This is a genomic window from Lentibacillus sp. Marseille-P4043 (assembly GCF_900258515.1).
Taxonomy (GTDB): Bacteria; Bacillota; Bacilli; order Bacillales; family Amphibacillaceae; genus Lentibacillus_C.
The window spans coordinates 2,658,683-2,683,585 of the sequence record NZ_LT984884.1; the positions used below are offsets into that span (position 1 = coordinate 2,658,683).

The 24,903-nt window shown below is 39.1% G+C and carries 29 protein-coding genes and 1 pseudogene; 21 read left to right on the top strand and 9 right to left on the bottom strand.

The annotated features are described in order from the left end of the window. Nucleotides 1–48: 48 nt before the first annotated feature. From C8270_RS13045 to C8270_RS13060, 4 genes are all read right to left on the bottom strand, one after another. Nucleotides 49–1,314 carry an aldehyde dehydrogenase gene (locus tag C8270_RS13045; RefSeq protein WP_106497249.1) on the bottom strand — a complete coding sequence of 422 codons (1,266 nt, stop codon included), beginning with the start codon at nt 1,312–1,314 and terminating at the stop codon, nt 49–51. Between the two features lie 588 nt (nt 1,315–1,902). Continuing rightward, nucleotides 1,903–2,826, bottom strand: a complete 924-nt coding sequence (rnz, locus tag C8270_RS13050; RefSeq protein WP_106497250.1) for a ribonuclease Z — start codon at nt 2,824–2,826, stop codon at nt 1,903–1,905. A 12-nt stretch (nt 2,827–2,838) separates the two neighbouring features. Continuing rightward, nucleotides 2,839–3,855 carry an NADPH dehydrogenase NamA gene (gene namA, locus C8270_RS13055; RefSeq protein WP_106497251.1) on the bottom strand — a complete coding sequence of 339 codons (1,017 nt, stop codon included), beginning with the start codon at nt 3,853–3,855 and terminating at the stop codon, nt 2,839–2,841. A gap of 11 nt (nt 3,856–3,866) precedes the next feature. Further along, the gene (locus tag C8270_RS13060) at nt 3,867–4,613 is read right to left on the bottom strand and encodes a glycerophosphodiester phosphodiesterase (RefSeq protein ID WP_106497252.1); all 747 of its coding nucleotides are present in this window, start codon (nt 4,611–4,613) and stop codon (nt 3,867–3,869) included. A gap of 131 nt (nt 4,614–4,744) precedes the next feature. Between C8270_RS13060 and C8270_RS13065 the strand changes: the two genes are divergently transcribed. From C8270_RS13065 to C8270_RS13075, 3 genes are all read left to right on the top strand, one after another. After that, complete coding sequence (locus C8270_RS13065; RefSeq protein WP_106497253.1) at nt 4,745–6,367, top strand: M20/M25/M40 family metallo-hydrolase; 1,623 nt, start codon at nt 4,745–4,747, stop codon at nt 6,365–6,367. A gap of 78 nt (nt 6,368–6,445) precedes the next feature. After that, nucleotides 6,446–7,408 carry an MBL fold metallo-hydrolase gene (locus C8270_RS13070; RefSeq protein WP_106497254.1) on the top strand — a complete coding sequence of 321 codons (963 nt, stop codon included), beginning with the start codon at nt 6,446–6,448 and terminating at the stop codon, nt 7,406–7,408. 3 nt (nt 7,409–7,411) lie between these two features. Next, nucleotides 7,412–8,215, top strand: coding sequence for an SDR family NAD(P)-dependent oxidoreductase (locus C8270_RS13075; RefSeq protein WP_106498540.1), 804 nt, complete (start codon nt 7,412–7,414; stop codon nt 8,213–8,215). 27 nt (nt 8,216–8,242) lie between these two features. Here C8270_RS13075 and C8270_RS13080 read toward each other — a convergent pair whose 3' ends face one another. After that, nucleotides 8,243–8,620 carry a hypothetical protein gene (locus C8270_RS13080; protein WP_106497255.1) on the bottom strand — a complete coding sequence of 126 codons (378 nt, stop codon included), beginning with the start codon at nt 8,618–8,620 and terminating at the stop codon, nt 8,243–8,245. Nucleotides 8,621–8,658: 38 nt separating this feature from the next. Then, a complete protein-coding gene (locus C8270_RS13085) occupies nt 8,659–9,084 on the bottom strand; it encodes an ester cyclase (RefSeq protein WP_106497256.1) in 426 nt (141 codons plus the stop codon). 193 nt (nt 9,085–9,277) lie between these two features. Here C8270_RS13085 and C8270_RS13090 point away from each other — a divergent pair, with 193 nt between their 5' ends. After that, nucleotides 9,278–9,580, top strand: a complete 303-nt coding sequence (locus tag C8270_RS13090; RefSeq protein ID WP_158701715.1) for a hypothetical protein — start codon at nt 9,278–9,280, stop codon at nt 9,578–9,580. Here C8270_RS13090 and C8270_RS13095 read toward each other — a convergent pair. Together C8270_RS13095 and C8270_RS13100 are read right to left on the bottom strand one after the other, a co-directional pair. Continuing rightward, nucleotides 9,577–11,622, bottom strand: a complete 2,046-nt coding sequence (locus C8270_RS13095) for a thioredoxin domain-containing protein (protein WP_106497258.1) — start codon at nt 11,620–11,622, stop codon at nt 9,577–9,579. The two genes, C8270_RS13090 and C8270_RS13095, sit on opposite strands and share 4 nt — an antisense overlap. A gap of 53 nt (nt 11,623–11,675) precedes the next feature. Continuing rightward, on the bottom strand, nt 11,676–12,206 hold the full coding sequence (locus C8270_RS13100; protein ID WP_442785805.1) for a hypothetical protein: 531 nt from the start codon (nt 12,204–12,206) through the stop codon (nt 11,676–11,678). 146 nt (nt 12,207–12,352) lie between these two features. Between C8270_RS13100 and C8270_RS13105 the strand changes: the two genes are divergently transcribed. The 8 genes from C8270_RS13105 (at nt 12,353) to C8270_RS13135 (ending at nt 17,314) form a co-directional block, all read left to right on the top strand. After that, nucleotides 12,353–12,997 (top strand): hypothetical protein, encoded by a 645-nt coding sequence (locus C8270_RS13105; RefSeq protein ID WP_106497260.1) that lies wholly within the window; start codon nt 12,353–12,355, stop codon nt 12,995–12,997. A 205-nt stretch (nt 12,998–13,202) separates the two neighbouring features. Next, nucleotides 13,203–14,375, top strand: a complete 1,173-nt coding sequence (locus tag C8270_RS13110; RefSeq protein WP_106497261.1) for a hydroxymethylglutaryl-CoA synthase — start codon at nt 13,203–13,205, stop codon at nt 14,373–14,375. Nucleotides 14,376–14,555: 180 nt separating this feature from the next. Further along, the gene (locus C8270_RS13115) at nt 14,556–15,062 is read left to right on the top strand and encodes a hypothetical protein (RefSeq protein WP_158701716.1); all 507 of its coding nucleotides are present in this window, start codon (nt 14,556–14,558) and stop codon (nt 15,060–15,062) included. 93 nt (nt 15,063–15,155) lie between these two features. After that, complete coding sequence (locus tag C8270_RS20295) at nt 15,156–15,332, top strand: hypothetical protein (RefSeq protein ID WP_199794679.1); 177 nt, start codon at nt 15,156–15,158, stop codon at nt 15,330–15,332. A gap of 89 nt (nt 15,333–15,421) precedes the next feature. Beyond that, nucleotides 15,422–15,586, top strand: coding sequence for a hypothetical protein (locus C8270_RS13120; protein ID WP_199794680.1), 165 nt, complete (start codon nt 15,422–15,424; stop codon nt 15,584–15,586). A gap of 297 nt (nt 15,587–15,883) precedes the next feature. Continuing rightward, the gene (locus tag C8270_RS13125; protein ID WP_234028566.1) at nt 15,884–16,165 is read left to right on the top strand and encodes a type II toxin-antitoxin system Phd/YefM family antitoxin; all 282 of its coding nucleotides are present in this window, start codon (nt 15,884–15,886) and stop codon (nt 16,163–16,165) included. After that, entirely contained in the window at nt 16,152–16,553 is a 402-nt protein-coding gene (locus C8270_RS13130; RefSeq protein WP_106497264.1) for a type II toxin-antitoxin system RelE/ParE family toxin, read from the top strand. The genes C8270_RS13125 and C8270_RS13130 overlap by 14 nt, the downstream gene beginning before the upstream one ends. Continuing rightward, nucleotides 16,529–17,314, top strand: coding sequence for a DUF4181 domain-containing protein (locus C8270_RS13135; RefSeq protein ID WP_106497265.1), 786 nt, complete (start codon nt 16,529–16,531; stop codon nt 17,312–17,314). Before C8270_RS13130 ends, C8270_RS13135 begins: the two co-directional genes overlap by 25 nt. A 235-nt stretch (nt 17,315–17,549) precedes the next feature. Here C8270_RS13135 and C8270_RS13140 read toward each other — a convergent pair whose 3' ends face one another. Next, the gene (locus tag C8270_RS13140; RefSeq protein WP_106497266.1) at nt 17,550–18,551 is read right to left on the bottom strand and encodes an LLM class flavin-dependent oxidoreductase; all 1,002 of its coding nucleotides are present in this window, start codon (nt 18,549–18,551) and stop codon (nt 17,550–17,552) included. Between the two features lie 814 nt (nt 18,552–19,365). On the opposite strand from C8270_RS13140, the gene iscB reads away from it, so the two are divergent. From iscB to C8270_RS13195, 9 genes and pseudogenes are all read left to right on the top strand, one after another. After that, a complete protein-coding gene (gene iscB, locus C8270_RS13150) occupies nt 19,366–20,640 on the top strand; it encodes an RNA-guided endonuclease IscB (protein ID WP_106497268.1) in 1,275 nt (424 codons plus the stop codon). A gap of 590 nt (nt 20,641–21,230) precedes the next feature. Then, nucleotides 21,231–21,608, top strand: a complete 378-nt coding sequence (locus C8270_RS13160; RefSeq protein ID WP_106497269.1) for an enoyl-CoA hydratase — start codon at nt 21,231–21,233, stop codon at nt 21,606–21,608. Nucleotides 21,609–21,631: 23 nt separating this feature from the next. Beyond that, nucleotides 21,632–22,054: a YrvL family regulatory protein gene (locus C8270_RS13165; protein ID WP_106497270.1), complete on the top strand. Its 423-nt coding sequence runs from the start codon at nt 21,632–21,634 to the stop codon at nt 22,052–22,054. A gap of 87 nt (nt 22,055–22,141) precedes the next feature. Then, nucleotides 22,142–22,288, top strand: a pseudogene (locus C8270_RS13170) (DapH/DapD/GlmU-related protein); the annotation flags it as partial. 38 nt (nt 22,289–22,326) lie between these two features. Then, the gene (locus C8270_RS13175; RefSeq protein ID WP_106497271.1) at nt 22,327–22,707 is read left to right on the top strand and encodes a VOC family protein; all 381 of its coding nucleotides are present in this window, start codon (nt 22,327–22,329) and stop codon (nt 22,705–22,707) included. A gap of 212 nt (nt 22,708–22,919) precedes the next feature. Further along, nucleotides 22,920–23,102, top strand: coding sequence for a hypothetical protein (locus tag C8270_RS13180; protein ID WP_106497272.1), 183 nt, complete (start codon nt 22,920–22,922; stop codon nt 23,100–23,102). Further along, nucleotides 23,090–23,386 carry a type II toxin-antitoxin system RelE/ParE family toxin gene (locus C8270_RS13185; RefSeq protein ID WP_106497273.1) on the top strand — a complete coding sequence of 99 codons (297 nt, stop codon included), beginning with the start codon at nt 23,090–23,092 and terminating at the stop codon, nt 23,384–23,386. The genes C8270_RS13180 and C8270_RS13185 overlap by 13 nt, the downstream gene beginning before the upstream one ends. Before the next feature lie 738 nt (nt 23,387–24,124). Beyond that, on the top strand, nt 24,125–24,334 hold the full coding sequence (locus tag C8270_RS13190; protein ID WP_158701717.1) for a hypothetical protein: 210 nt from the start codon (nt 24,125–24,127) through the stop codon (nt 24,332–24,334). Between the two features lies 1 nt (nt 24,335). Further along, the gene (locus C8270_RS13195) at nt 24,336–24,587 is read left to right on the top strand and encodes a type II toxin-antitoxin system RelE family toxin (protein WP_158701718.1); all 252 of its coding nucleotides are present in this window, start codon (nt 24,336–24,338) and stop codon (nt 24,585–24,587) included. Nucleotides 24,588–24,903 lie beyond the last annotated feature (316 nt).

Genomic DNA, 24,903 nt, shown 5'->3' on the forward strand with positions numbered 1-24,903 from the left:
GCACTGTTTTAGTCTTTCAAACAGTGCTAGATTTGCAATTAGTGAGCCTTACTTCATCACCCGTTTAACGAGTGAATTTGCTAGTTTGCTTCCAGGATAGCGCAATGGCATATCAAACTTCGTCGTTTGCTTCATGATGCTCTTTTCATGGGAGAATGTTTCAAAGCTATATTTCCCATGATATCCGCCGATGCCGCTATTGCCGACACCACCAAATGGCAGGTGTGGGTTTGCTAGATGGTAGAGGGTGTCATTGATACATCCGCCACCAAAGGAGATGTGCTGCATTACTTTTTGCTGATCTTGTTCATTTTCGCCAAAATAATAGAGTGCTAGTGGTTTATCCATTTGTTTTAACTTGGAAATGACATCATCCAATTTGGTAAAGGTCAATACAGGCAGGAGGGGACCGAAAATTTCTTCCTGCATAATGGAATCTTTCCAAGAAATTTCATCCACTAAAGTTGGTTCAATCATGTGGTTATCCGAATCAACCTTCCCACCGAAGATAATGCTTCCATCATTCATGTACGCTTGTAATCGGTCAAAGTGCTTCTTGTTAACGATGCGTACATAATTCTCGTTTTTTAATGGGTTTTTACCATAAAAGGATTTCAGATGTTTTTTCATTGCTTTTAGTAATTTTGGTTTTGCATGTTCATGAACATATACGTAATCTTGTGCTACACATGTTTGTCCTGCGTTTGTAAATTTTCCCCAAACAATCCGTTTTGCTGCAAGATTAATGTTTGCGTCTTGTTCAATAATGGCAGGGCTTTTCCCGCCTAATTCCAAGGTGACAGGAATGAGGTGCTTACTTGCTTCGCGCATAATGAGTTTCCCGACTGCTGAACTACCTGTGAAAAAGATGTAATCAAAAGGTTGCGCTACTAATTGTGCGCTTGTTTCTTTTTCTCCTTCAACTGCCGTAACATAGTGGCTGTCAAACGTATCACGAATCATTTCCGCTAGTAGCGATGATGTTGCTTGAGTGAACTCGGACGGTTTTAGTACGACTGTATTCCCCGCAGCCATCGCACCAATCGCTGGAGCAATGGCTAGTTGTAACGGATAATTCCAAGGGGAGATGACAAGTGTAACTCTATATGGCTCTCGGACAATATAATTTTTCGTTCCTTTATGGGTGATGGGTGTGTCAGCTTTTTCCGGCTCCATCCAATCCTTAAGATGTTTAAGGGCAAAATCAATTTCAGTATATAAAAAGCCTAATTCTGTTGTAAGTGTCTCGTGCTGTGATTTGTTTAAATCCATTTTTAATGCCTGATAAATCCGCTTTTCGTTCGCTTTCAGCATGGATTTTAATTTTTTAACCGTTCTTTACGAAAAGCTCTTTCCGTAATGTTTGTTGCTTTTTAATTTCGTAGTAGATATAAACTGCGCAGTAAGCTGTGATTTTTTCTATAAGTACGTGCATTTCCCGCCGTCCGGGATCGTTCCGGGTGGATGCTTTCCGCGGGCACGGCCTCAGCCTCCTCGAGAAAACCACTCTGCGGGGTCTTCGGACACGTGCTGTTCCCGCAGGAGTCACCACCCTCCACTCACCCGGACTAGTGAAGTGGTAGGATAATTATGGAACACTTACCGCTATTGGTAGTAAATGCAATACCAGCGGAGGAAATACACGCAGACTCCTGGGGGGAGAGAGGCATCGGTGAGACCCCGCAGTGCGTTAGCACGAGGAGGCTCAACAGCCGCCCCCGGAAAGCGAAGTGTATTTCCGTAGCGGTAATTAGTGTCGCATTTTATATCTAATGTGTAACAAACAACAATCTTTTAGAAAACAGCTTTACGAAAAGCGTACGACAATGTTTCCCCAGTTAAGAAATATTCCCGTTGACTGTTGACTATTTCTGCAAACTGATTCATGAACGTCCTCCTCGATTATTTTGATTCTATAGGAACAACATAAAAATCATTCGCAAGTTCTGTGTTTGGAAAAACGTCACGAGCTTCCTGGAGTAATTGTTGATAATCGGCTTGCTGGTAACGTGAAGAGATATGATTTAAAACCAATTTCTTGACCTTGCTCAGTTTCGCAAGTAATGCAGCCTGGGTTGTTGTCGAGTGAAAATAATCGTTTGCCAGTGCTGCTTTGTCGTGATCAAATGTTGCTTCATGAACAAGGACATCGGAATTCTCTACAAACGACTGATTTCGTTCGGGGAAGCGTGTATCCCCGAGAATCGAAATAATACGTCCTGGTTTATCTGGCCCGATAAAATCAGCGCGGTGAATCGTTTTTCCTTCCTCGGTTGTCGAGATAGGGTTGTCTTTAATTTGTTTATAGATTGGCCCTGGTTGAATTCCGGCTTCTCTTAATTTATCCACCAAAAGCTCGCCTGGTTTGTCCTTTTCGACGATGCGATAACCGAAACATTGGATTCCATGGTTCAGTTCTTGGCAATAAACAGTGAACGTATCATCTTCAAAAATTTGTCCTTCGTTAATTTCAATAATTTCTAATGGGTAGGCAAGATGAGTGCCGCTTACTTCCAGGCTCGTCTCAATATACCGTTTAATCCCTGTTGGCCCATAAACCGTCAATAAATCATCGCCACCTTGGAAGGAACGACTACTCAAAAACCCAGGAAGTCCAAAGATATGGTCCCCGTGAAGGTGGGTAATAAAAATTTTCGTGATTTTTCTTGGTTTAATTGATGTTTGTAAAATTTGGTGCTGGGTTGCCTCGCCACAATCAAAAAGCCAGATACTGTTGTGCTCTTGAAGCAACTTCAGAGCAACTGCTGATACATTACGTTCTTTTGCTGGGACACCTGCACCAGTGCCGAGGAAAAATAGTTCCATTGTAAAGTCCTCCTATTTCCAGCCTCGTTTGTATTGTGTTGGTGCTTCAATCGCATAGCCTAGCTCGTCAGCAGCAGCTTTGGCCCAATATGGATTCCGCAGTAGGGCACGACCAATGATGACGACATCTGCACGGTCATTTTGGACAATTTCCTCTGCTTGTAATCCACTCGTGATCAATCCAACCGCACCTGTGGCAATGTCTGTCTCGTGTTTAATCATGTCACAGCGAGGGACTTGATAACCTGGATAGGAATGGACTTTGGCTGGGACGACACCACCTGAACTACAGTCAATTAAATCGATTCCTTGTTTTTTCATTTCATTTGTGAAGTAAAGAATATCATCCTTATTGTTGCCTGCTTCATCATATTCATCTGTTGAAATGCGTACAAAAATTGGACCATCCCATTCTGTTTTTACCGCGTCAATGACTTCGGATAAAAAGCGATAGCGATTTTCCCGGGTTCCACCGTAGTTGTCTGATCGATGATTCGTTAATGGTGACAAAAATTGATTAATTAAATAGCCATGTGCACCATGAAGTTCAATGATGTCAAATCCGGCTGCTTTTGCACGTCTGGCTGCTTGTTTAAAAGCATCGATGGTTTGCTTAATATGTTCCTCAGTCATTTCTTTTGGCACTTTGTAGTTTTCGTTAAACTGTTTTGCTGTTGGTGCGAAAATATCTGACTCAAGTTCTGCTTTACGACCGGCATGGGCCAATTGTATCGCGGTTTTTGCACCATAAGCATGAACTTGTTCGTTGATCATTGTTAGTCCTTTCACATGATCCTCATCCCAGATGCCCAAATCTTGGGGAGAAATGCGCCCCTCTGGCTGAACAGCTGTTGCTTCAGTGATGATTAATCCTACTTGCCCGACTGCCCGGCTTGCGAGATGTGTTAAGTGGAAAGGGGTGACTTTTCCGTCTTGCTTATAGCAGGAGTACATACACATCGGAGACATAACGATCCGGTTTTTTAGTTCAACGTTTTGGAAATGGATTGGTGTAAATAATTTTGGCATGGTGAATCCTCCTAGTGTTTTTGTTCGGTATGAAATAGCTTTCGTTGCTCGATGGCGAGATCTGGTACGTCGGTGAAAATTCCGTCGCTTTCAAGTGTAAAGCAGCGCTGCATCCTTATTGATCTGTTTATCGTATAGACACGCACAGGCATATTTTCCTCGTGACATGCGTCAATAAGCGATTGATTAAGCAGCCGGTATTTCACGTGCAGGGCAGTTGCGCCAAGTTGTTTCGCATCACGTACCAGATATCGATTTCGTCTTGATGTTAAAAGAGCGACATTTATATCTGGATGAAGCTCATGTGTTCGCTTTACACTGGCCGGGTTAAATGTCGACAGAATAGTTCGATTTATCAATTGATATTGTCTAAGTTTTTCATATACAATTGTTTCAATGTTCGTATAATCTATCTTATTATTTTTCAACTCAATATTTAAGTATAACGACTTGGGTTTGATCCATTGCAAAAATTCGTCTAAAGAAACGATCGTGGCTCCGGCATATTTTTGTGAAAACCAGGAACCGGCATCTAATTGTTGTAACGCTTGAAATGTAAAATTTTTGATGTACCCTTTTCCATTTGTTGTTCGTCTTACATGTTCATCATGGATTATTACGGGAACATTGTCTTTCGTAAGTTGAACATCTGTTTCAATTGCATCTGCACCTAGCTTGTAGGCGAGTTCAAAGGCAGGCATCGTGTTTTCAGGTGCAAGCCTGCTAGCACCACGATGTGCAATAATTTTTGTTTTCAAACGTTTCACCTCATCTTGATTTTAAATAGGGGAAATTTGGTTTTGGCGTTACGTGCTAAACAGGCGCTTACGCTTTTGTTCATTGTGTTGCAATTTTTTCTAAAAGTCAATTTCCAGGGGAGGAATTTAGAATGAAACATTGGCAAACGAAAGAAGCGTTAACGGAATTGTTATGTTCACTCGTGCATCATCAAAGTGTTACCGAAAGCAATGCGGAAATTGCGCTTGCTGAATATCTCTACCATATTTTAGCACAAAAGGAATATTTTCAAAGCCATCCTGATTTCTTAAAACTGCATCCGTTAGACGATGGCAGAAGACTTTTAACTGCATTCGTAAAAAAGGGCAATACAAAAGAAACAGTTATTTTGCTAAGCCATTTTGATGTTGTCGGTGTGGAGGATTATGGATCATTAGAAAATCTTGCTTTTCATCCAAAGGAATTAACGAAAGAAATGGAACGGATCAAGGATGAGTTACCAGAACAGGTCAGGCAGGATATTATAACTGGTGACTGGTTGTTTGGACGGGGTTCGATGGATATGAAAGCAGGTCTCTCTCTTCACTTATCCATGATTGAAAAAGCGATAGATGATGAATTTGACGGAAACATTCTTTTGTTGACGGTACCAGATGAAGAAGTGAATTCACATGGAATGTTAACAGCGTTGCCCGTATTGAACCAATTAAAAAAAGAAGAAAACATAACCTATAATGCCTGTTTAAATGGTGAGCCAATGTTTAGCAAATATCCCGGTGACGATCATTACTATGTATATACAGGGTCGATCGGAAAAGTGCTTCCTGGTTTTTATTGCTATGGAAAGGAATCACATGTTGGAGAACCGTTTGCGGGTGTAAATCCTAATTTAATGATCAGTTTTTTATCGCAGCAATTGGAACTAAATGAAGCGTTTATTGAAAAAATTGGTGATGAAGTGACACCGCCGCCAACAAGTTTAATGCAGCGGGATTTGAAAGAAGCCTATTCGGTCCAGACACCAAATGCTGCAATTGCGATGTACAATGTTCTGTATTTAAAACAATCCTTTCACGAACTAAATGAAAAATTGATTGCTGGTGCAACACAAGCAGCGCAGGAAATCGAAAATCACGTAAAACAGAAAGCAGGATATTTTGCTGATGTTGCCACGGATTTTACATTGCCAGATTTTCGGGTACGTGTCATGATGTATGAAGAATTATATCATGAAGCAGTAAAACGATATGGAAAAGAAGAGATTACGCGGCGGCAAAATTTATTAGTTTCCAAACGGGAACATGGCGACCGTGATTTTTCCACATTGCTCGTACAAGATTTGGCTGCACTTTGTAAAGATTTGGGGCCAATGATTATTTTATTTTACAGTCCACCATTTTATCCCGCTGTTTCATCGTTTGATGACCCGTATATTCAAGATGTGATGGATAACGTGACGAAACAAACAAAAGAGGAATATCAGATTGAATTGACTGTGGCAGAATTTTTTACCGGACTGTCCGATTTAAGCTATGTTGGACCACCATCATCACAAAGCAAATTAAGTCAATTAACAACGAATATGCCACTGCAAAATAATGGGTTTGTTTTTCCCGAAGATGTCATGGAACAGCTGACAATGCCAGTATTGAATATTGGCCCACTAGGGAGGGACCCGCATCAGTGGACAGAGCGATTGGAACTGACATACAGCTTCGAGTATTTGCCAGAAATTTTGACTGATGCGATTAAACAACTTCTGAAAAAGAAATAAACAATGTGACAAAAAGAAGAAAAAAGGGTAAACTATAGATAAATGAATGACCATTCACTTTTAGAGGAGCTTATATAAATGAAAGTATTACACGACACGATTACGAAAATTACATTACCAACACCATATCCTGTAGGGGATGTTCATGTTTACCTTTTGAAAGGGGATACACTGTCACTTGTTGATGCCGGTGTGAAAACGAAAGAGGCGTGGGAAGCTCTAACCGTACAATTAAAACAAATCGGCTACACGCCAAATGATATCGAACAGCACATCTTAACCCACCATCATCCAGATCATATTGGATTAGTAGGTGAATTCCCGAGGGCACAAGCAATTGTTGGCCATAAATACAATGATCCCTGGTTAACAAGGGATGAAGCATTTTTAAATCAGTACCAGCAGTTTTTTAGCGATGCGTTTAAGCTTGCTGGTGTGCCTAATCGATATTTACAACTCTTGGAAAAACTGCAAACACCATTAGAACTTACCGGTCATGGAAAGCTAACGGCCTTCCTTGATGAAGGGGACATTTTGCCAGGTCATGCGGATTGGCGGGTTATTGAGACGAAGGGGCATGCGCAAAGTCATTTGTCATTTTTCCGTGAGGCTGATGGGGCGTTTCTTGGAGGAGATCATCTGCTCAAGCATATTTCACCAAACCCAATTTTGGAACCGCCACATGCAGATGAGACAGAGCGAGCTAAACCATTGCCACAATATCGAAAAAATCTCGAAAAATGTTTGCAGCTTGGGATCACCACCGTTTACCCGGGGCATGGTGATATATTTTCAAATGTGGACGAATTGATTCCAATGCGTTTGGCGAAGCAGGAGCAGCGAGCGAATAAGGTGCTTCACATGTTACAGGAAAAAGAGCAGACACCTTTTGAAGTTTGCCAACAACTCTTTCCGAGAAAATATGAAAGTGAACTTGATTTAACCATGTCAGAAACGATCGGTCAGCTTGATTTTCTGGAAGAGGAAGGAAAAATTGAGAAAACAAAGCGTGATGGTGTTCTTTTCGTTAAAGCAAAGTAGGTGATGTATGTGAGGCTGCATTTACAAAATAAAACGATTATTGTAACAGGAGCATCAAGTGGGATCGGTGAACGTCTATCGTGGCATATAGCGAAAAATGGCGGGACACCGATCATGATTGCCCGTTCACTTGATAAACTGGAAAATCAGCGGGAGAAATTGAAACGCTCATTTGATGCCACGTCATTTGCTTATCAGGCAGATATAACCGATCATGAAGAGTTTGAAGATGTGATCAAGCAAATTTTAACGGACCATAAACAAATACATGGCCTGATTAATAATGCAGGTGTAGGTGTTTTTGACTATGTAAACGAAATGAAACTTGATGATATGGAGCGCATGTTTCAATTGAATGTATTCGCTTTGATTCGTGGTACAAAACTGCTGTTGCCACACTTTTCAGCGAATCGGCGGAAATGTCATATTGTCAACATCGCCTCCCAAGCCGGTAAAATTGCCACACCGAAATCCGCTGTTTACGCGGCTACAAAACATGCAGTCATTGGCTTTACCAATGCTCTTCGGCTGGAAGTTGCCAGTAAAGGAATTTACGTGATGGCGGTTAATTTAGGACCAGTACGCACGAATTTCTTTACAACCGCGGATCCAGACGGTAGCTATCAGAAAAGCGTTGCCCGGTATATGCTTGATCCAGATAAAGTGGCAACGAAAATTGTAAAGAACTTATTTAGTAAGAAGCGGGAAATTAATTTGCCACATTGGATGGATGCTGGAAGTAAGCTTTATCAGCTGTTTCCAGGTGGAGTGGAGACGTTGTTGAAGAAGCAATTTAATCGGAAATAGAAGGGGGGAGCTTTTCCCCCATCGCAATTAGTTGGACGATTCAGGAGTTAATGTAAAGCTTTCCGTTTTTCCATTCCACATAATCACTGCTTCGATTTCCTCATCCTCTTGCGTTACGGCACATCCGAAACAGCTGCCACCTTTACTGGTAACTGCGGATGTGTCCTTGTTTACTATCCTCCCATGTACGGAGAGGCTGCCTAATTCATAATCAATTGTTTCAGGGGCAGGTTTTTCTCCTATATAGCGAATAGCATATTCAATACTTTCACTGTCAGTTTCGTGTATATGAGCAGTGTACCGAACAGACCAATTGTCACTCCCACCGGTAAATGTAAGCGTCTTTTGGGAGCAGCTAACTAAAATAAAAGCGATAATTACAAATAGAAACAGACTTTTTTTCACATTATTCCCCCTCCGAGAAATTAGGTGAAAATGCCAATTCATGGTGATACAACTTGAGCTCCTAACTGTTGCACGACTTGCAAATCACTCATCTCGCACCATTGCTCCTTCACTTTTCCATCTTCTATTCGGAATATAATGATACCTGTTTCCTTCACTTGCTGATCTTCAGATTGGATATCAAGTAAACCGCCTTTATATGTGCTGTAGCCAGTATAACGAGCAACGATTTTATCGCCTTCTTCAATCGTATCTTGGACTACCCAGCTACGATCGACAAAAGAAGTGCAGTACCACGATAGCCAATTTTTAAAATTATCCCTCCCAACAAAACCTTCATCATGCCCTTGTGAGTAAGTGATCATGTCTGCTGCTGCGACCTGATCAACAGCCTGTAGATCGCCTTTTGTAAACACCTCTTCAAACCATATTTTTACAATTGCTTCCTTCTCGTTCGTAGGCAAAAAAACCCTCCTTTATTCTTGGACAAAGCCTAATTCATTACCATCTGGATCGCTGATTGTTTCTAGCTATCATATGTGGTGGGGAATAGGCTTTCTGCTACTTACACTTTATGATGTATTGCATCCTGACATGCTTCTGTATCGTCTACTAAACTATTTCGAGAATATTGATGTAAAACCCTGCTTCTGTCGGTTGGAAAAGTTGAGAAGTCGCCGGACAAAAGTGGAAAGTCGCCGGAAGAAAGTGGAAAGTCGCCGGAAGAAAGCGGAAAGTCGCCGGAAGAAAGCGGAAAGTCGCCGAACGAAAGCGGAAAGTCGCCGGAAGAAAGCGGAAAGTCGCCGGACGAGAGCGAGAAGTCGCCGAACGAAAGCGGAAAGTCGCCGGACGAAAGTGGGAAGTCGCCGGAAGAAAGCGGAAAGTCGCCGGACGAAAGCGAGAAGTCGCCGAACGAGCACAAAATCCGCAATCTCCCAAAAAAGATTGCGGATGCTTTAATTTTTTTTCACTAGTTTCCAGGCTGCTGCTGGGTCTGTTGTCGGGTGGTTACATACGAAATTTTCACATACGTAAAAAGTTGTCTCTCCATCCAGTTTCGTAAAATTAGACGCAAAGGGGGAAATGGCGGTCAATTGTTCAGGTGTTTCACATTGAAGCAGTGAAACATTTGGTAAAAATTCTTGCTGTAATTGTGTTGTGAAATCACGATCATTACCGATCATGATAACCTCTTTTGTTGGCAGTTCTGTCAATAGTAGGCTCTGCATAAATGATGTTGTTGTAGCTGGATTTTGCCGTACATCCATGTAGAATGTATGATACATGTCATCAACTTTATCAAAATAGGCGGTTTCTCCGGTTAAATGGCCTAATTGGATAAGGGCAAGTGCCGCAACACTATTTCCAGATGGCAGCCTATGATCAAAGATTTCTTTATCCTGAATAAATAATTTTTCACTGTCATATCCAGAAGCGAAGAATCCAGCTTGGTCGCGATCCCAAAACAAACCAATCATCCTGTCGGCTAGCTCCCTGGCCTTGTTTAGGTAGGGCAATGCTAATGTTGTGTGATACAATTCGATGTATGCCTCTAAAAGATACGCATAGTCGTGCAGATAGCCATTACATTTTAAGGTGTCGTTGTCATAGTAACAAGCCATTACCCGTTCGTTTTGCACCAAGTTCGTTTCGATGAATGCCATGGTATCCTCGGCTGTTTTAAGATAATTTGGTTCCTCGAATACATTGCCTGCTTTTGCTAGTGCGGTGATCATCATTGCATTGCTAGCCGTTAAAATTTTCTTATCGACTGTTGGGTGCTCTCGCTCTGCTTCACGAGCTGCTAATAATGGAACACGCGCTGCCTCTAACTGCTGATATAGTTCTTCTAATGTAAGCTGATGTTCCTCCGCTATCGCTCCCAGATCGGAATCAACCAAGTTGGGTATATTTTTGCCCTTGAAATTACCTTCGGGTGTCATGCCATATGCCTTCGTATAGAGTTCTTCAAGTTCCTCATCAAGGATCTGCTGTACATCATCCAACTCCCATACATAATAACCACCTTCCACACCACCTGATTCACTATCAATTGCAGAATGGAAAGCGCCATTTGATCGATGCAGCTCACGCATAACAAACGAAATAATTTGTTCGCTTACTTCTTTGTAAAACGGTTTTTTCGTCATTTGATAGCATTCCGTAAAAGCGATCAGCAACAGCGCATTGTCAGACAGCTTTTTTTCAAAGTGGGGGACAAGCCACTTCTCATCGATAGCATAATGGGAAAAACCAAAACCAATATGATCGTAAATTCCTCCGTTCGCCATTGCTTTTAATGTATGTTCCGCTGTTTTTAAGGCATCTTTTTTACCAGTTAGACGGTAGAAACGCAACAAAAATAAAATATTTTGCGGGGCAGGGAATTTGGGTGCTGCACCAAATCCGCCGTATGTTGTATCCTGTCTCTCGTGAAGCAGCTGGTAAGCTTTAATCGTGTATTTGCTCGATAATTTCTTCGGGCTCTTGGTAGATAGGCTATTTTTTAACTCCTCACTGACACTTTTGGTAACTGCTGTGATATGCTCCGGGTCATCGTGAAATTCATGATGCATGCTCATAAGTACGTCCATAATTCCGGGTATAAACGATTTACCTTCCCTTGGGAAATATGTCCCCGCATAATATGGGATTTGCTTAGGTGTCATGAAAATAGACAGTGGAAAACCGCTTTGACCGGTCATCATGCGGCATACTTTTGCGTACAATGAAGCAATGTCTGGTCGTTCTTCCTGATCAACTAAAATAGAAACATAATGCTCATTTAGGTAATCCGCAACTTGTTGATCTCTAAATGATTCGCGTTCAATCACATGACATAAATGATTTGTACTGTAACCGACGGATAGAAAAATAGGTTTATTTTCTTGTTCTGCTTTTGCAAATGCTTCGTTTCCCCATGGATACCAATTTACCGGATTATCAGCATGCTGTTTTAGAAAGTTCGAGTTTTCCTGGAATAGTTGATGTTCTTTAGGCATGGTCGAGTTCTCTCCTTACACATTGGATTTATGTTGATATGTATGTTGTTTTGTCACCGGATTTCTTTCTTCACAGGAAACCCTGTATAGGTAAAACATGTTATAAACGCAAGGAATGTAATAATTATCGCAAAAACAAGGCCGATAGCTCCCATAAATGTATCTTCTCCTGGATAAGAAGGCTTCATTGTCAATAGGAAATAAACGAAAACGAACGTTAATACCATATAGAAACTGCTTCCGATTAGCCCCATTTTGACGCGGTTTTTCTTCGTACCTTGCCATGCTTTGTTAAAAAGAATCCATAAAAAGATACAACTGATTACTGCAAAAAACATGATCACAAAATGGACAAATGGAATTAAGAAATACGTCAATGCGAACAGGATTAGCCCTGCAGCGAAAAATATAGCAGCGTTCAGCACAAACAGAAATATTCCCGCTGACCAATGATTGTGAAACCATGTTACACGTTCAAATTTTCGAACAAATTTATGATCGTTGCTGATTAGACCAATTATTGGTTCTTTGAAAAAGATGGCAATTAAGACGCCGATAAGTCCGATTAAAAAGACAAGGGACACCATATCATCTCCTTTGGTACAAGTTACCTTTACTTTAACATAAAATTCCTTTTATAGCTGTTTTGAAAAGGGGCAAAAAAACTATTGACTTCCTTATTGTTTAAATGGAAACTGAATATAGTGAAAAAGAAGGGAGTGAGCAATAGATGGAACTAATTCTCACTTACCAATGGGAAATATTTATTACAATTGAAGTGTCGTCCATTGTAGCACTTTTACTTTTTGGGTTTGTACGTTATTTCCTGAATAAGAAAAAAGTAAGCACCTTATTCATCCTCGCTTTTCTAGCATTAATAGCATTGGAGGCACTGTTGGCATTATTGATTTATCAAGAAACAGGGAAGATTTCTACCTTCCAGATTGTCATTGCTATATTCGTCATCTATGCGTGCACATTTGGAATTTTTGACTTTATGAAACTTGATCGCTGGATGCGGATGAAAATTGGTGGTTGGCGTGGTGTGGAACTTTTAAAAGAAAAAGACTATCAAATCATGGAAAGAAATAAGGATCCGAAGTATGTGGCGAGAAAATATCGTCGAACTTCCATCGCGCATTTCGTTGTATTTGCTTTGGTACAATCCATATTCTGGATGTATGGGACAGATAGTCTGGAAGATGCGATCGGATATTTACGTGATCTTTCATGGATTGATGCGGGTACTGCCGCAGAATCTCCATATCCGAATGAAACGATTTATTCGATCGGGATGCTTTGGGGGATTGTTTTCATTGTTGATTTTATCTGGTCATGGTCGTATACTATTTTTCCATCAAAACCGAAAGCATAGTCCCTGGCGTGGGGAGATGCTGGTGAACCTGGGGCATATAAATAGGAGATCTTCCCCCAAGTTCACCTCGTTTTCGTCCTCTTTTCATTGTTTTTCACAATAGATTATATTATGATTTATAATGTTGGTTTTAAGCAAGTTTTATTTGTGAAGAAAATCACTAAGTTATTTAAAAATTTATACTGGTAAGAAAAGGTGAAGAATGGTGAAAATAGGAATTGACAAAATAGGATTTTATACACCGCATTTATATGTTGACATGAACAAGCTAGCTGTCAGCAGAAATGTAGAACCAGAAAAGTTTACAATCGGGATTGGTCAATCGAAAATGGCGATACCTCCAATCTCACAGGATCCGGTTACATTAGCAGCAAATGCGGCATTGGAAATTTTGGATAATGAAGATAAAGAAAAGATAGATTTTGTTATTTTCGGCACGGAATCAGGGATCGATAACTCGAAATCTGCAGGGGTTTACGTCCATCGTTTATTAGGGTTGAACCCCCATGCTCGTGCGGTTGAAGTGAAACAAGCCTGCTATGGTGCAACAGCAGGTATTCAAATGGCAAAAGGACATATTGCGTTAAATCCCGACAGCAAGGTGTTGGTATTAGGATCCGACATTGCCAGATACGGTTTGAATACGTCAGGTGAGGCAACACAAGGAGCGGGGGCCGTTGCACTACTGATCAGCGCAGAACCCCGTATCATGGAACTAGAAGAAAACAATGTATACCTGACAGATGATATTATGGATTTCTGGCGTCCGATCTACTCAGATAAAGCGTTTGTTGATGGCAAGTTTTCCAATGAACAATACATTCTATTTTTTGAAAAAGTTTGGGAACAGTACAAAGCAAAGACAGACCTTTCATTGAAGGACTTTGAAGCAATCTGTTTTCACCTTCCATATACAAAAATGGGACTAAAGGCGTTACGGGCTGTTTTGGATGAAGCAGAGGAAGAAGATAAGGAACGATTATTAGCCAATTTTGAAATCAGCAGGAAGTATAATCGAAATGTCGGAAATATTTATACCGGCTCATTATATTTAAGCTTGCTTTCTTTGCTAGAACAAAAAGATGATTTACAGTCTGGTGCAAAAATTGGACTCTTTAGCTATGGTTCCGGCGCAGTAGGGGAGTTTTTCACTGGTATCTTGCAGCCAAATTACCGGGAACATTTACACATTGCAGAGCATACACAGTTATTTGCAGCAAGAAAAGAAGTAACCGTTGCAGAATACGAGGAAATTTTTCAAGAAACATTACCGATTGATGGGTCAACATTAGAATTAGATGTTACGAATGATCCAGCAACAATTTGTTTAGCCGGAATGAAGGACAATATGCGGCAGTATGTGAATAAAGAAGATTAAGTGACTTGTGGATTGGATAAGAGTAAGAACCTGTAGATGATGCAGGGTCTTGCTCTTTTTTTGATGTTATCTTATGCTGCAGGGGATTGGTACCTGGATAAAATATTTGTATAATTACCTGCGTATTGGAACTAACGGTTAATTCCATACGTATACTAGAGTTGGGAGGGAGTTGAGGATTTGAAAAAGCTTTTCCTTACTATGACGATCGTTTTGTTTCTTGTTGGTTGTTCGAATGTTCATGATGACAAAGAAAATGTAAATGATGATCTTTCCTTTGAGGAGAGCCTTCAAGAGGTTATGATCCAGAATGATTTTAACTACGATGCGATTATTGATTATGATGTTAAAGGCAATTTTATTTATATAATGGCAAAAAGTAATGGCGGTTATGGACAGTTGGCTATGGCTATTTTAAAGAAAGATGAGCAGGAATTACAATGGATTATGGGAGAAGAAGTTTCACCTCCTGTCACTTCTTTAGCAGATAAAGGGTCTCCAGTTGTTACGGTCATCAAACCAAGAGATTATAATGTAAAACAAGTAAAAGTATTTGGCGAACCAGTCAAATCAATCACTTATTATGATGATGTGATGGAGAATTATTCAGAGAAAATACAGTATTGGATAGCTTACACTGACGAACCTCCTGGGGGCAAGGAAGATATAGAATACATGAAAGAATAGCTAGCTACTGATTAACCACGTTCATGATAATGTAATAAGGCAGGCAAATCGTTTGAAGTCAAATTTCAAATTAAAAACGAAAGGAGAATTATGGTGAATGTATGGATTTTCTTTGTAATTCCACTTGGCGGATTACTCCTAATCGGAATTATTGCCGACCTAATAGCGAAATTAAGAGGAAAAAAAATAAACCTAGAAAGAGACAAAAATACGAGTGAATCCGGAAATGTATATTCAGAAGGTTTAAAGCAAAATGATAATCCTTTTTAAATAGGTTGGAAACCCAGTCTATTAGTTGTAAAACAAATGGAGTGGTTGACTCTTTCCGTGATGAGCATTAGTACCTGTGCTATTTCGCTATGTTTCCGATTTTCTATAGCTATCATCTAGTAAAGATTGAGGATTGGTCTGCGCTTATGGACACAACGGGTGCTGTGGCATTACTCGCAACAGTTCTTCTCACTGTTACCATCCTATTAAATGTAATTACTTTGGTTGTATATCGTAATAGAACAGCAAACTAGTATGTCCTAACACAAGTTATCTAAATATTAAAATTTCAATGGAACATTACGTTCAAGGAGGCAAAAAAGCATACGAATTTTGAATTATATACTTGCCGTACATATTTTTGATTGAATTTCAATAATAATTATCTTCAACAAACGAGGCCAGATTGTTGAATAAGTATCTTAAGCAAATATCCTGTATTTTTCTAAAGAGTGATATTTGCGGGGATTTTAATGAAATTGGACTTGAGGTAAGCGAAACTTAATTGATGAATAGACATAATAATGATATAATTATGGCATAATAATGTAATGGGAGATGATGTTATGCCTGAAATCCGCCCGATAAAAGATTTAAGAAATACCACGGAAATTTCTGAACTGTGTCACCAATTAAAGGAACCATTATTCATCACAAAAAATGGTTATGGGGATATGGTCGTTATGAGCATGGAAACTTATGATAATTCTCTGGCTAAGCTGGAGTTATATGAAAAATTAGCTCAAGCGGAAGCTCAAATTAAAAGCGGGGATGAACTTTTAGATGGAGAAAGAGTCTTTAAGGATCTAAAGAAAAAATATGACAGAGGATAAATATACAATTAAGTTTGCACCAAAAGCATTTGAAGATTTGGATGAGATTTATAGCTACATCACTGATGACCTTTATAATGAAGGTGCAGCCGATAGCCTATTGAAGAAGATAGAAACGAGTGTCATGAGGCTAAAAGAATTCCCTTTTTCCTGTAGTTTTGTAACGGATGAAATTTTAAAGAGTAAAGGTTACCGTAAGCTCGTTATTGAGAATTACATTGCATTTTATTTAATTGAAGAAGAAGAAAAACAAGTTGTTGTCATGCGTGTCCTGTTTGGAGCACAAAAATTTGGTCGTAGGGTTTTATTCATGCAACGTCTGTTGAAAAATGGTACTAATTGCCATATTGGAAGGAGGTTCTCATGCAGGTTGCAATCGTATGTTTAGCGTTTTTTCTAGCTATCATGAACTTCCAGTTAAGCAGGTGGTTATTCGGTGAGAAAAGAAAAAAGATTTCCGAAACAGACGGTGAAACGATTCATCGGTGGCTGACTTTTTTACTTGTATGTATTGGTATTGGTGTTTACATTTTCATCGTTCGTATGGATGCAGTGGATAGTAAGGCTATTATGGTGTTTTTGCTGTGTTTTTTGGTTGTGATGTATGTCTTTCAAGCCTTTATGGAATGGAAGTATTTGCAGGGGTCGAAACAATATGTGATTCCTCTGATCCTTATGGTAGTTGGTGCAGCCTGTCTGTTGGCGATATATTTCATCAACGACCAGATGAAATATACGACATTTTCAGAGGTTGTGTCTGATCAACTTAACGAAGAAACAACCGTTCGAAGCATTACCATTTATCAGAACGATCTGACTGGCGATATTCCGGAGAGGAAGGCTAGCGCAGCCATCAAAGATGAAGAAATGCTTGATCGTATAGTGGAAGATTTCTCAGATATGGAATTGAAAAAAATGGATGGGTTTCCTGAGTATCGGAAATATAGGGTCAGAATTGTTGTTACCAATCAGGTTGCAACGGATCATTACTCAACGGAAAGTTTGACTGTCGGGTTCAATGAAAATTATCTTACTACTTCTGCAGGTTCCAATGGAGTTTATGAAATCGTTGATGGGACAGATCAAACGAAAACGATTGAATCGCTTGTTAAGAGTGGGGAAATTGACTGGGAATATTATGATGAATGAGTCTGTTTGCTGGCGGGGGATTTGAAACCTTTGCATGGTTCTTATCAAGAAGAAATGGTAGTTGAATGGGTGTACATGTACCGTTTTCATGGTAAACTGTATGTATGTCCGAGAAAATAGATCTCCGAACAGAGCGTGGATACTCAGAGGGGAGGTCTTATTTTTTGATTTGTCATTTCACAATAAAAAGAGAACTAGATGCATCTAGTCCCCCTTAAGTAAATACCCACCTATATTATTTTCCATCCACCACTTCTTTTAAAATCTCATACGAACGTTTTTGTTTATCAGGATCATACATATAGGATACGGCCATGAGCTCGTCCACGTTGTATTTCTCCTGGAAACTTGTCAGTTGTTCGCGGATTGAATCTTTACTTCCCATCAACGTCATGCTGGACATGGATTTCGCTGCTTGCTTCTCTTGTGGGTTCCAAATTTCATCCATGTTTTTAACTGGCGGACATAATAGTTTCTTCGTACCACGTACAATATTTAGGAAAAATTGCTGCATGGTTGTTGCTTCAAATGCTGCCTCTTCATCCGTTTCTGCCGCAATGACATTTAGACAGACCATCATATATGGTTCAGCTAAGTATTCCGATGGCTTGAAGTTTTTGCGATAAATAGAAATAGCGTCCTCCATGAATCTCGGTGCGAAATGAGAAGCAAATACATATGGTAATCCTAATTCAGCTGCTAGATGGGCGGAATTGGGTGATGAACCAAGAATGTAGATTGGAATATTTGTGTCAATACCTGGAAAAGCTTTGACAAAACCTTGCTTTTCTTCCGGACCAAAATAAGTTAATAAGGATTGGACATCATTTGGAAATGTATTAACAGTATCACTTTTTGACCGTCTTAATGCGCTTGCAGTCAGTTGGTCTGTACCAGGCGCACGGCCCAGACCCAAGTCCAGACGATCAGGATAGATGGTGGCCATCGTTCCAAATTGTTCGGCAACGACTAATGGGGAATGGTTAGGCAGCATTACCCCGCCGGAGCCAACACGGATCTGTTTCGTATGTTCTAGCGTATGTTTTATTAAAATCGAGGTAGCCGAGCTCACCAATGTTGACGTGTTATGATGTTCAGCTATCCAATATCTTGTATAGCCCATGTCATCTGTGGCTTGTGCCAAATCGACCATGGCATCGACTGCATCTTTAGCATTGCCTCCTTGGCGAATCGGAGCCAAATTCAATACTGATACGGGTATATTAATAGTTGCCATTATATGTTACCTCTTTTCTTTAAGCGTCTCGAATTCATTGTAGCAATAAGTATTGGGGAAACAAACTTAATTGCTTACTATGCTTAAAAGTTAAAGGAATTCGGTGATTTTAAAGATTCGCGTTACTGACCTTTTTATATGGGAGCAAGCAACCTTCCAAATTATTTCAAAAGTTTCCCAGAATAGCAGAATAAAATAACTTTTTAAATAACTTGGGTGATTACAATGGCAGTTAATGTTAAAATAAAATCATATTATAAAACGAATGGGAAAGTTTAACGAAAAAAGGTGGCGGGGAGAAAGAGGGGTAAAATGAAATTAAATAAACCTGTAAGTAGAACTATATCTATATTAAGCATTAGCCTAATAATCGTAGGTATTATAAGTGTTATTTTAATGTTTATGGACCGTCAAAACTATTTAATTTATAGCGAAATTGTGCTGTTTATAGCATTCCTTTTTTTCTTAGGAAGGGGAATCTATTACGTTAAATCTAATAATTATCCGTATGCTATCATGTGTTTTATCTTTGTAATAATGGCTATGGCTTTAGAAATAGTCAACTACCCACCACTTATCGGCCTTTCGGCCTGATTGAAGTGGGGGCTTGAAAAAGCTTTAGTTGTCTAGCCTAAGTCTTCATTGACTACGTTAGTTTGGTTATCACACCCATGGATGATACCCTAGTCCATTGCTCTGTGCCGGCACTGTAATAGTTCTGAATGGGGAGGAACGGTCAACCGGAATTTGGCGGTATTACCGCAAAGCCTTACCAACATTGGCGAAGGGTAACCACTCTGAGAGGAGGAACACAATGATAGTGTTCGTTATCAATAAGCATGGCAAGCCTTTAATGCCGTGCAAACCAAGAAAAGCAAGATTGCTGCTCAAAGAAAAGAAAGCAAAAATTGTTTCCCGCAATCCATTTGGAATTCAATTATTGTATGAAACCAATAGTTACACACAGGAAGTGAAGATTGGCATTGATTTAGGAGCGAAATATGTTGGCATCGCCATTACGAGCGAAGACAAGGTGCTAGCCAAAGGGGAAGTGGAGCTTCGCCAGGATGTCAAATCTGCCATTGATACCAGAAGAACATACAGACGTTCCAGAAGAAACAGGAAAACACGTTATCGTAAACCGCGTTTTCAAAATCGTACCCGCGGAAAAAGATGGTTGCCGCCGAGTATACAAAGCCGGGTGGAGAATACTTTCTTTTGGATTGACAAGTTTTGTGACCTTGTGCCAAATCCTAAGTTGACAATGGAGGTCAGCAAATTCGATGTGCAAAAAATGATTGATCCAGCTATTCAAGGTGTGGCCTATCAAGAAGGTCAAACGTATGGCTATCATGATGTGCGCTACTTTGTATTGGCAAGGGACCACTATACTTGCCAAGTATGCAAAAAGAAAGGCAAAATTTTGAACACACATCACATTATATACCGTACACACGGAGGTTCCAATCGGGCAGACAACTTGATTACCGTTTGTACAGACTGCCATACACATGACAACCATCAGCGAGGAAACATTCTTTGGAAATGGATGGTAGAAGGGAAAAGATTGCCCCAGTACAAAGAAGGTCCGTTCATGAATATTGTTCGTAAGAGGGTATTTACCAAGTATCCTCATGCAAGAATTACATACGGATCAGTGACAACACCGAAACGTAAAGCATTAGAATTGGAAAAAACGCATGCAAATGATGCGATTGCCATCAGTGGTATTTCATCCATCAAGGAAAACGCCAAGACAACGTTCAAAATCAAGCAATTCCGCAAAAAGAAACGTTCATTACACGAGGCAACGGCAAGAAAGGGACGTAAATCTAAAAACATCACGAGTAAAAGAAATGAAAAGAACAAGAAATATCTTAAGGGATTTTATTTGAATGACAAGGTAAGGTTATATGAGAAAACCGGATACATTACAGGCTTTACTGGAACAAGTGGTGCTTATGTCAAGTCCATTGATGGAGATTATATCATCATGCCAAATAAAAGCTATAAACAAGTAAGTCTCAAGAAATTGACACAAATCAGTCATCATAACAATTGGCAGTTTGAATACAAAGCATTTGGCTAACGCCAACCGAAATTCTTCTCCCACCTACTCATTGGGCTATAGCCCTTCACATTCCTTGAGGAGGGAGACTTCTTTCGGAGTACAGTTAAAGTTTTTAATGTATCGTGGAGCCATTTAAAAATACATAACTTAACAAACGGATGCGAATAAATAAGCAGAATTGCTGAACAAGAATGAAGAAATAAATACTACAAAGGGGATAAGAAATGATTACTTTGCTTCATCTTGGCAGTCTTTTGCTTGGAAATTGCCTGGCTACTTCCTATTATTAATCTTACGCGGGATAAAAGGGATGACCATAAGAGTTGGTTCATTCTTTCCATAATGAGCATTAGTGCGTGTGCTATTTCACTATGTTTCCAGATTTTCTATAGCTATCATCATCTAGTAAAGATTGAGGATTGGTCTGCGTTGATGGACATAACGGGGGCGGTGGCATTCGTTGCAACAGTTCTTCTCATTGTAACAATCATCTTAAATGCAATTACTCTGGTTGTACATCGTAATAGAACCATAAACTAGAATGTCAAACATAAGTTATCTAAATATTAAAACTATAGAAACACATTACATTCAAGGGGGAGTTAAGATTGGGATTAAGAGTAGGGGATCAACTAAGCTTTGAACGTACATTCACGACAGAAGATGTGGAAATGTTTACAAAAATATCTAGAGACGAAGGGGACCATCACTTGAATCCTGATGAACAGGGGAGACTTGTTATTCAGGGGTTATTAACTGCTACATTGCCGACAAAAATTGGCGGGGATAACAATGTACTCGCTCGCACGATGAATTTTGAGTTTCTAAGACCGGTGTTTACAACAGATACCATATGCTGCGGTGTAACAATTGAAAAGTTTGAAAAGCAAGATAATCATCGAACAGCAATTGTTGCATCTTTTATATGTACAAATCAGAAGGAGAAACAAGTATTGAAAGGAAACTTTGCAGGAGTGATATTGTAAATGGCTGAACGTGATGAAGATTCATGATGGATATTAAACAAAAAATAGGAACAGTTGTAGGAGTAACACTCTTTATCGTCTTGGTATTCGGTTTTATTATTGGGATTTACCTGTTTGGAATGGCCGGTATTTTTGAATTGCTTGGTATTCAATACACATCTGTTTGGTCATTAATTATTTTTGTTATCAGTTTTTTTATTCTGGCTTCCATTGTCGAACTGTTTTCTAAACCCATTTCTGAATTACTTACAGAAAAAATAACAGGAAAATTTGAGATCTTGTTTATCCAATTTAGTATTCATTGTCTAACAAATTGGTTAGGCCTTTTTGTAGTTGATGTGTTTATGGATAATATTACATTGTCCTGGAAAATAGGGATAATAGTTGCGATGTTACTAACTTTATTCGAAATGACATTCGAAGACAAAGAAAATAAGAATGAATAATCAAATGGGGGTAGGAATTAAAGGATAGGAATCATCGACTTTATCGTTTAAATAATCTTTGCAAGTGAACACAGAAACAACGTATGAATTGGAGGAAGTGCAGTGATAAACCCAGGAGTTACGGTCGGAGACAATGTTGTTATTGCATCAGGTTCAGTAGTAACTAAAAATGTACCAGATAATGTAGTCGTAGGTGGGAACCCAGCAAGAGTCTTTAAACAAATTGAATTATAGTGACAAAAATATTTACTACATCGTGGAGGGGAATAGAGATGAAAATTGAACATGTAGCTATTTGGGTAAATGATCTGGAAATCATGAGAGAGTTTTATCAAACGTATTTTAATTGTAAGTCAAACAATAAGTATCATAATGCAGAAAAGAAATTCGAATCATATTTTCTCTCATTTGATTCTGGAACACGTTTAGAGATTATGCGTAAATTTGGTATTGATAAGAAAAAACAGGAAGATATGATAGGCTGGACTCATATTGCAATTTCTTTAGGAAGCAGGGAATCTGTTAATGACTTGACAGCCAGATTAAAAAATGATGGTTATCGCCTTATTAGCGGTCCTCGAGTTACTGGGGATGGATATTATGAAAGCGTTATTGAAGATCCAGAAGGAAATCACGTTGAGTTGACTGTATAATACAAAGGGAAATTCAGTTTCAATGACAACAATACTTTGTATGAAGGTCTTTATAAAATTTTGTGAAATATTGTACTTAAATTAACCTAAAGGACGCGCTAATCGAACAAAAGCAAACATCTTTTCTGCGCATTAGGACCTGTTTATTGGAGATACGCAAGAAATCCTTTATAATAATTAATAAGAATAAATAAATGATTGGGGGTAAAAAAATGAGTGTCAAAGATCATGTTATAAAAGCAATAAAAGAGCTTCCAAACGATGTAACTTATGAGGATATTATGGAGGAGATATATGTTCAATCTAAAATTGATGCCGGATTAAGGCAACTTGATGAAGGGAAATATCTTACTCATGATCAAGTAAAGGAGCGTATGAGTAAGTGGCTGAGTTGAGATGGTCATTACTGGCAGCAGATGATTTAGAAAACATCTGCTTAGATATCGCAAAGGACTCAGAAAGATATTCAAAGATAGTTGCTCGGGAGATTGTAAACATTGTTGATTCAATCTCAACGTTCCCATATTCAAGGAGAGCTGTATCAAAGTATAATTCCGAAATGATTAGAGAAAAAATGATTAAGAGTTACAGGATACTTTATAGGATACATGAAGAATATATTGAAGTGGTTCGAGTATTACACCAATCAAGACAATTAAAGGATGATTTAGAGGAATAATCATGGTAACTACAGCTGTTCCTTTTAGCTTGTGGCCATGGTTTATTTTTTGGGATCTTTGTCCAACATCAATATCTTAACGAAAGCGGCAATTATGTATCCATTATAAATGGTTTATAATCTTCATCAATCGGGCGCCATTCCGGAACTAAGAACAGCGCCCAATTTGCTAGTGTTGGACCATTTAAATCTCTATTAGTTATATTGCAATAAATAAAAATTATTTTGATTTATTCAAATTGGGTATAAATTTAACAACAAATGTATAAATCATTGCTCATTAAAAGGACATGTTAACCTAGGGATTTTGTCTGACTATGCCGCAAACGGGCTTTTTCCTAATAAGAATAGCGTCAATACCATATATAAGGGCCAGATTGCTGAAAGGTGGGAGTTGTCTTGCAAAAATGTGAAAATTGCAATGTGTTATTTAGCTGGAGTAAATAGAGGGGTATTCTCCTCTTACTTTGAAGATGTACGGCTTTCAATGTGACCTTTTAAAGCGTTATTTTGGTGATATCAGAGCGGTAATTGTACAAAGTTGCGCATTATTTATATAATATACAGTTAGATTATTCTACAAACGGGCGCTTTAGCAGGATAAGGAAGTGCCCTTTATAATGTGATTATGAAAGGGGAAGGACTTAAAACTGTCGTGTACCTCGTTGAAACTAAGAAAAGTTGAACCGTCTCCCTCTAAACATGATATAATAAATAAAAGGATGGTGAGGGGTCATGATGGATCGCAAAGAACTGCACCGATTAGTGGAGGAATTACCGGAAGAAAAATTGCCCCGGATGGGGGACTTTTTCCGTTATTTGTTCGATGAAGATGAATTGGAATTGAACGATGAGACGAAAAAAGAAGTTGACAAGGCCCGTGAGCGTATTAAAAGCGGTGAGCATGTTACACTGGATGAACTTTTGAAGGAAAATCAGGATGTATGAGTTGAAGATTGATAAGCAAGCAGCCAAATACCTCAAAAAGTTGGATAAGCCAACTCGTAGACGGTTAGTGGAAGCCTTGATGAAATTAGCAGAAACCCCCTTTACTGATGCAAACGTGACACGGCTGAAAGGTTATACGAGTACATTCCGGAAGCGCGTTGGTGATTTTTGGATAATTTTCGAGGTCGATCAAGGCGATCTCATTGTGCTTGTCTTGAAAATCGGCAGCCGTGGCGATATTTACAAAAAATAAGTGGACACCATCTTTACAAAAGGGGTGTTCATTTTGTATAGGGACGTATTGTTGAATAACAACTAAGATAAATCAAGGTAGAATGACTCAATATCTTGGTTGGAATAACCAGAGATAAAAAACTTTAAATGAAAAAAGCTTTTTAAAAAATGTTTAATGAAGTTTTTGGGGCTTGTATAGATACTCAAAATAAATTTGTTTTGTAATATTATCTTGAATTCAAGTCTTCAGCTAAAGGGCGCGCTAATCAAATAGGAAAGATTTTTTGATACGTGATGGTGTAAGTTTCATATAAATAATAAATTGCGTCTGAAGC

What these genes read in the sequence shown, in the direction of transcription:
- C8270_RS13045 (WP_106497249.1), bottom strand. Translation starts at nt 1,314, where the DNA reads ATGCTGAAAGCGAACGAAAAGCGGATTTATCAGGCATTAAAAATGGAT.
- rnz (WP_106497250.1), bottom strand. Translation starts at nt 2,826, where the DNA reads ATGGAACTATTTTTCCTCGGCACTGGTGCAGGTGTCCCAGCAAAAGAA.
- namA (WP_106497251.1), bottom strand. Translation starts at nt 3,855, where the DNA reads ATGCCAAAATTATTTACACCAATCCATTTCCAAAACGTTGAACTAAAA.
- C8270_RS13065 (WP_106497253.1), top strand. Translation starts at nt 4,745, where the DNA reads ATGAAACATTGGCAAACGAAAGAAGCGTTAACGGAATTGTTATGTTCA.
- C8270_RS13070 (WP_106497254.1), top strand. Translation starts at nt 6,446, where the DNA reads ATGAAAGTATTACACGACACGATTACGAAAATTACATTACCAACACCA.
- C8270_RS13075 (WP_106498540.1), top strand. Translation starts at nt 7,412, where the DNA reads ATGTATGTGAGGCTGCATTTACAAAATAAAACGATTATTGTAACAGGA.
- C8270_RS13095 (WP_106497258.1), bottom strand. Translation starts at nt 11,622, where the DNA reads ATGCCTAAAGAACATCAACTATTCCAGGAAAACTCGAACTTTCTAAAA.
- C8270_RS13105 (WP_106497260.1), top strand. Translation starts at nt 12,353, where the DNA reads ATGGAACTAATTCTCACTTACCAATGGGAAATATTTATTACAATTGAA.
- C8270_RS13120 (WP_199794680.1), top strand. Translation starts at nt 15,422, where the DNA reads ATGTTTCCGATTTTCTATAGCTATCATCTAGTAAAGATTGAGGATTGG.
- C8270_RS13125 (WP_234028566.1), top strand. Translation starts at nt 15,884, where the DNA reads ATGGGAGATGATGTTATGCCTGAAATCCGCCCGATAAAAGATTTAAGA.
- C8270_RS13130 (WP_106497264.1), top strand. Translation starts at nt 16,152, where the DNA reads ATGACAGAGGATAAATATACAATTAAGTTTGCACCAAAAGCATTTGAA.
- C8270_RS13135 (WP_106497265.1), top strand. Translation starts at nt 16,529, where the DNA reads ATGCAGGTTGCAATCGTATGTTTAGCGTTTTTTCTAGCTATCATGAAC.
- C8270_RS13140 (WP_106497266.1), bottom strand. Translation starts at nt 18,551, where the DNA reads ATGGCAACTATTAATATACCCGTATCAGTATTGAATTTGGCTCCGATT.
- iscB (WP_106497268.1), top strand. Translation starts at nt 19,366, where the DNA reads ATGATAGTGTTCGTTATCAATAAGCATGGCAAGCCTTTAATGCCGTGC.
- C8270_RS13165 (WP_106497270.1), top strand. Translation starts at nt 21,632, where the DNA reads ATGATGGATATTAAACAAAAAATAGGAACAGTTGTAGGAGTAACACTC.
- C8270_RS13175 (WP_106497271.1), top strand. Translation starts at nt 22,327, where the DNA reads ATGAAAATTGAACATGTAGCTATTTGGGTAAATGATCTGGAAATCATG.
- C8270_RS13180 (WP_106497272.1), top strand. Translation starts at nt 22,920, where the DNA reads ATGAGTGTCAAAGATCATGTTATAAAAGCAATAAAAGAGCTTCCAAAC.
- C8270_RS13190 (WP_158701717.1), top strand. Translation starts at nt 24,125, where the DNA reads ATGGATCGCAAAGAACTGCACCGATTAGTGGAGGAATTACCGGAAGAA.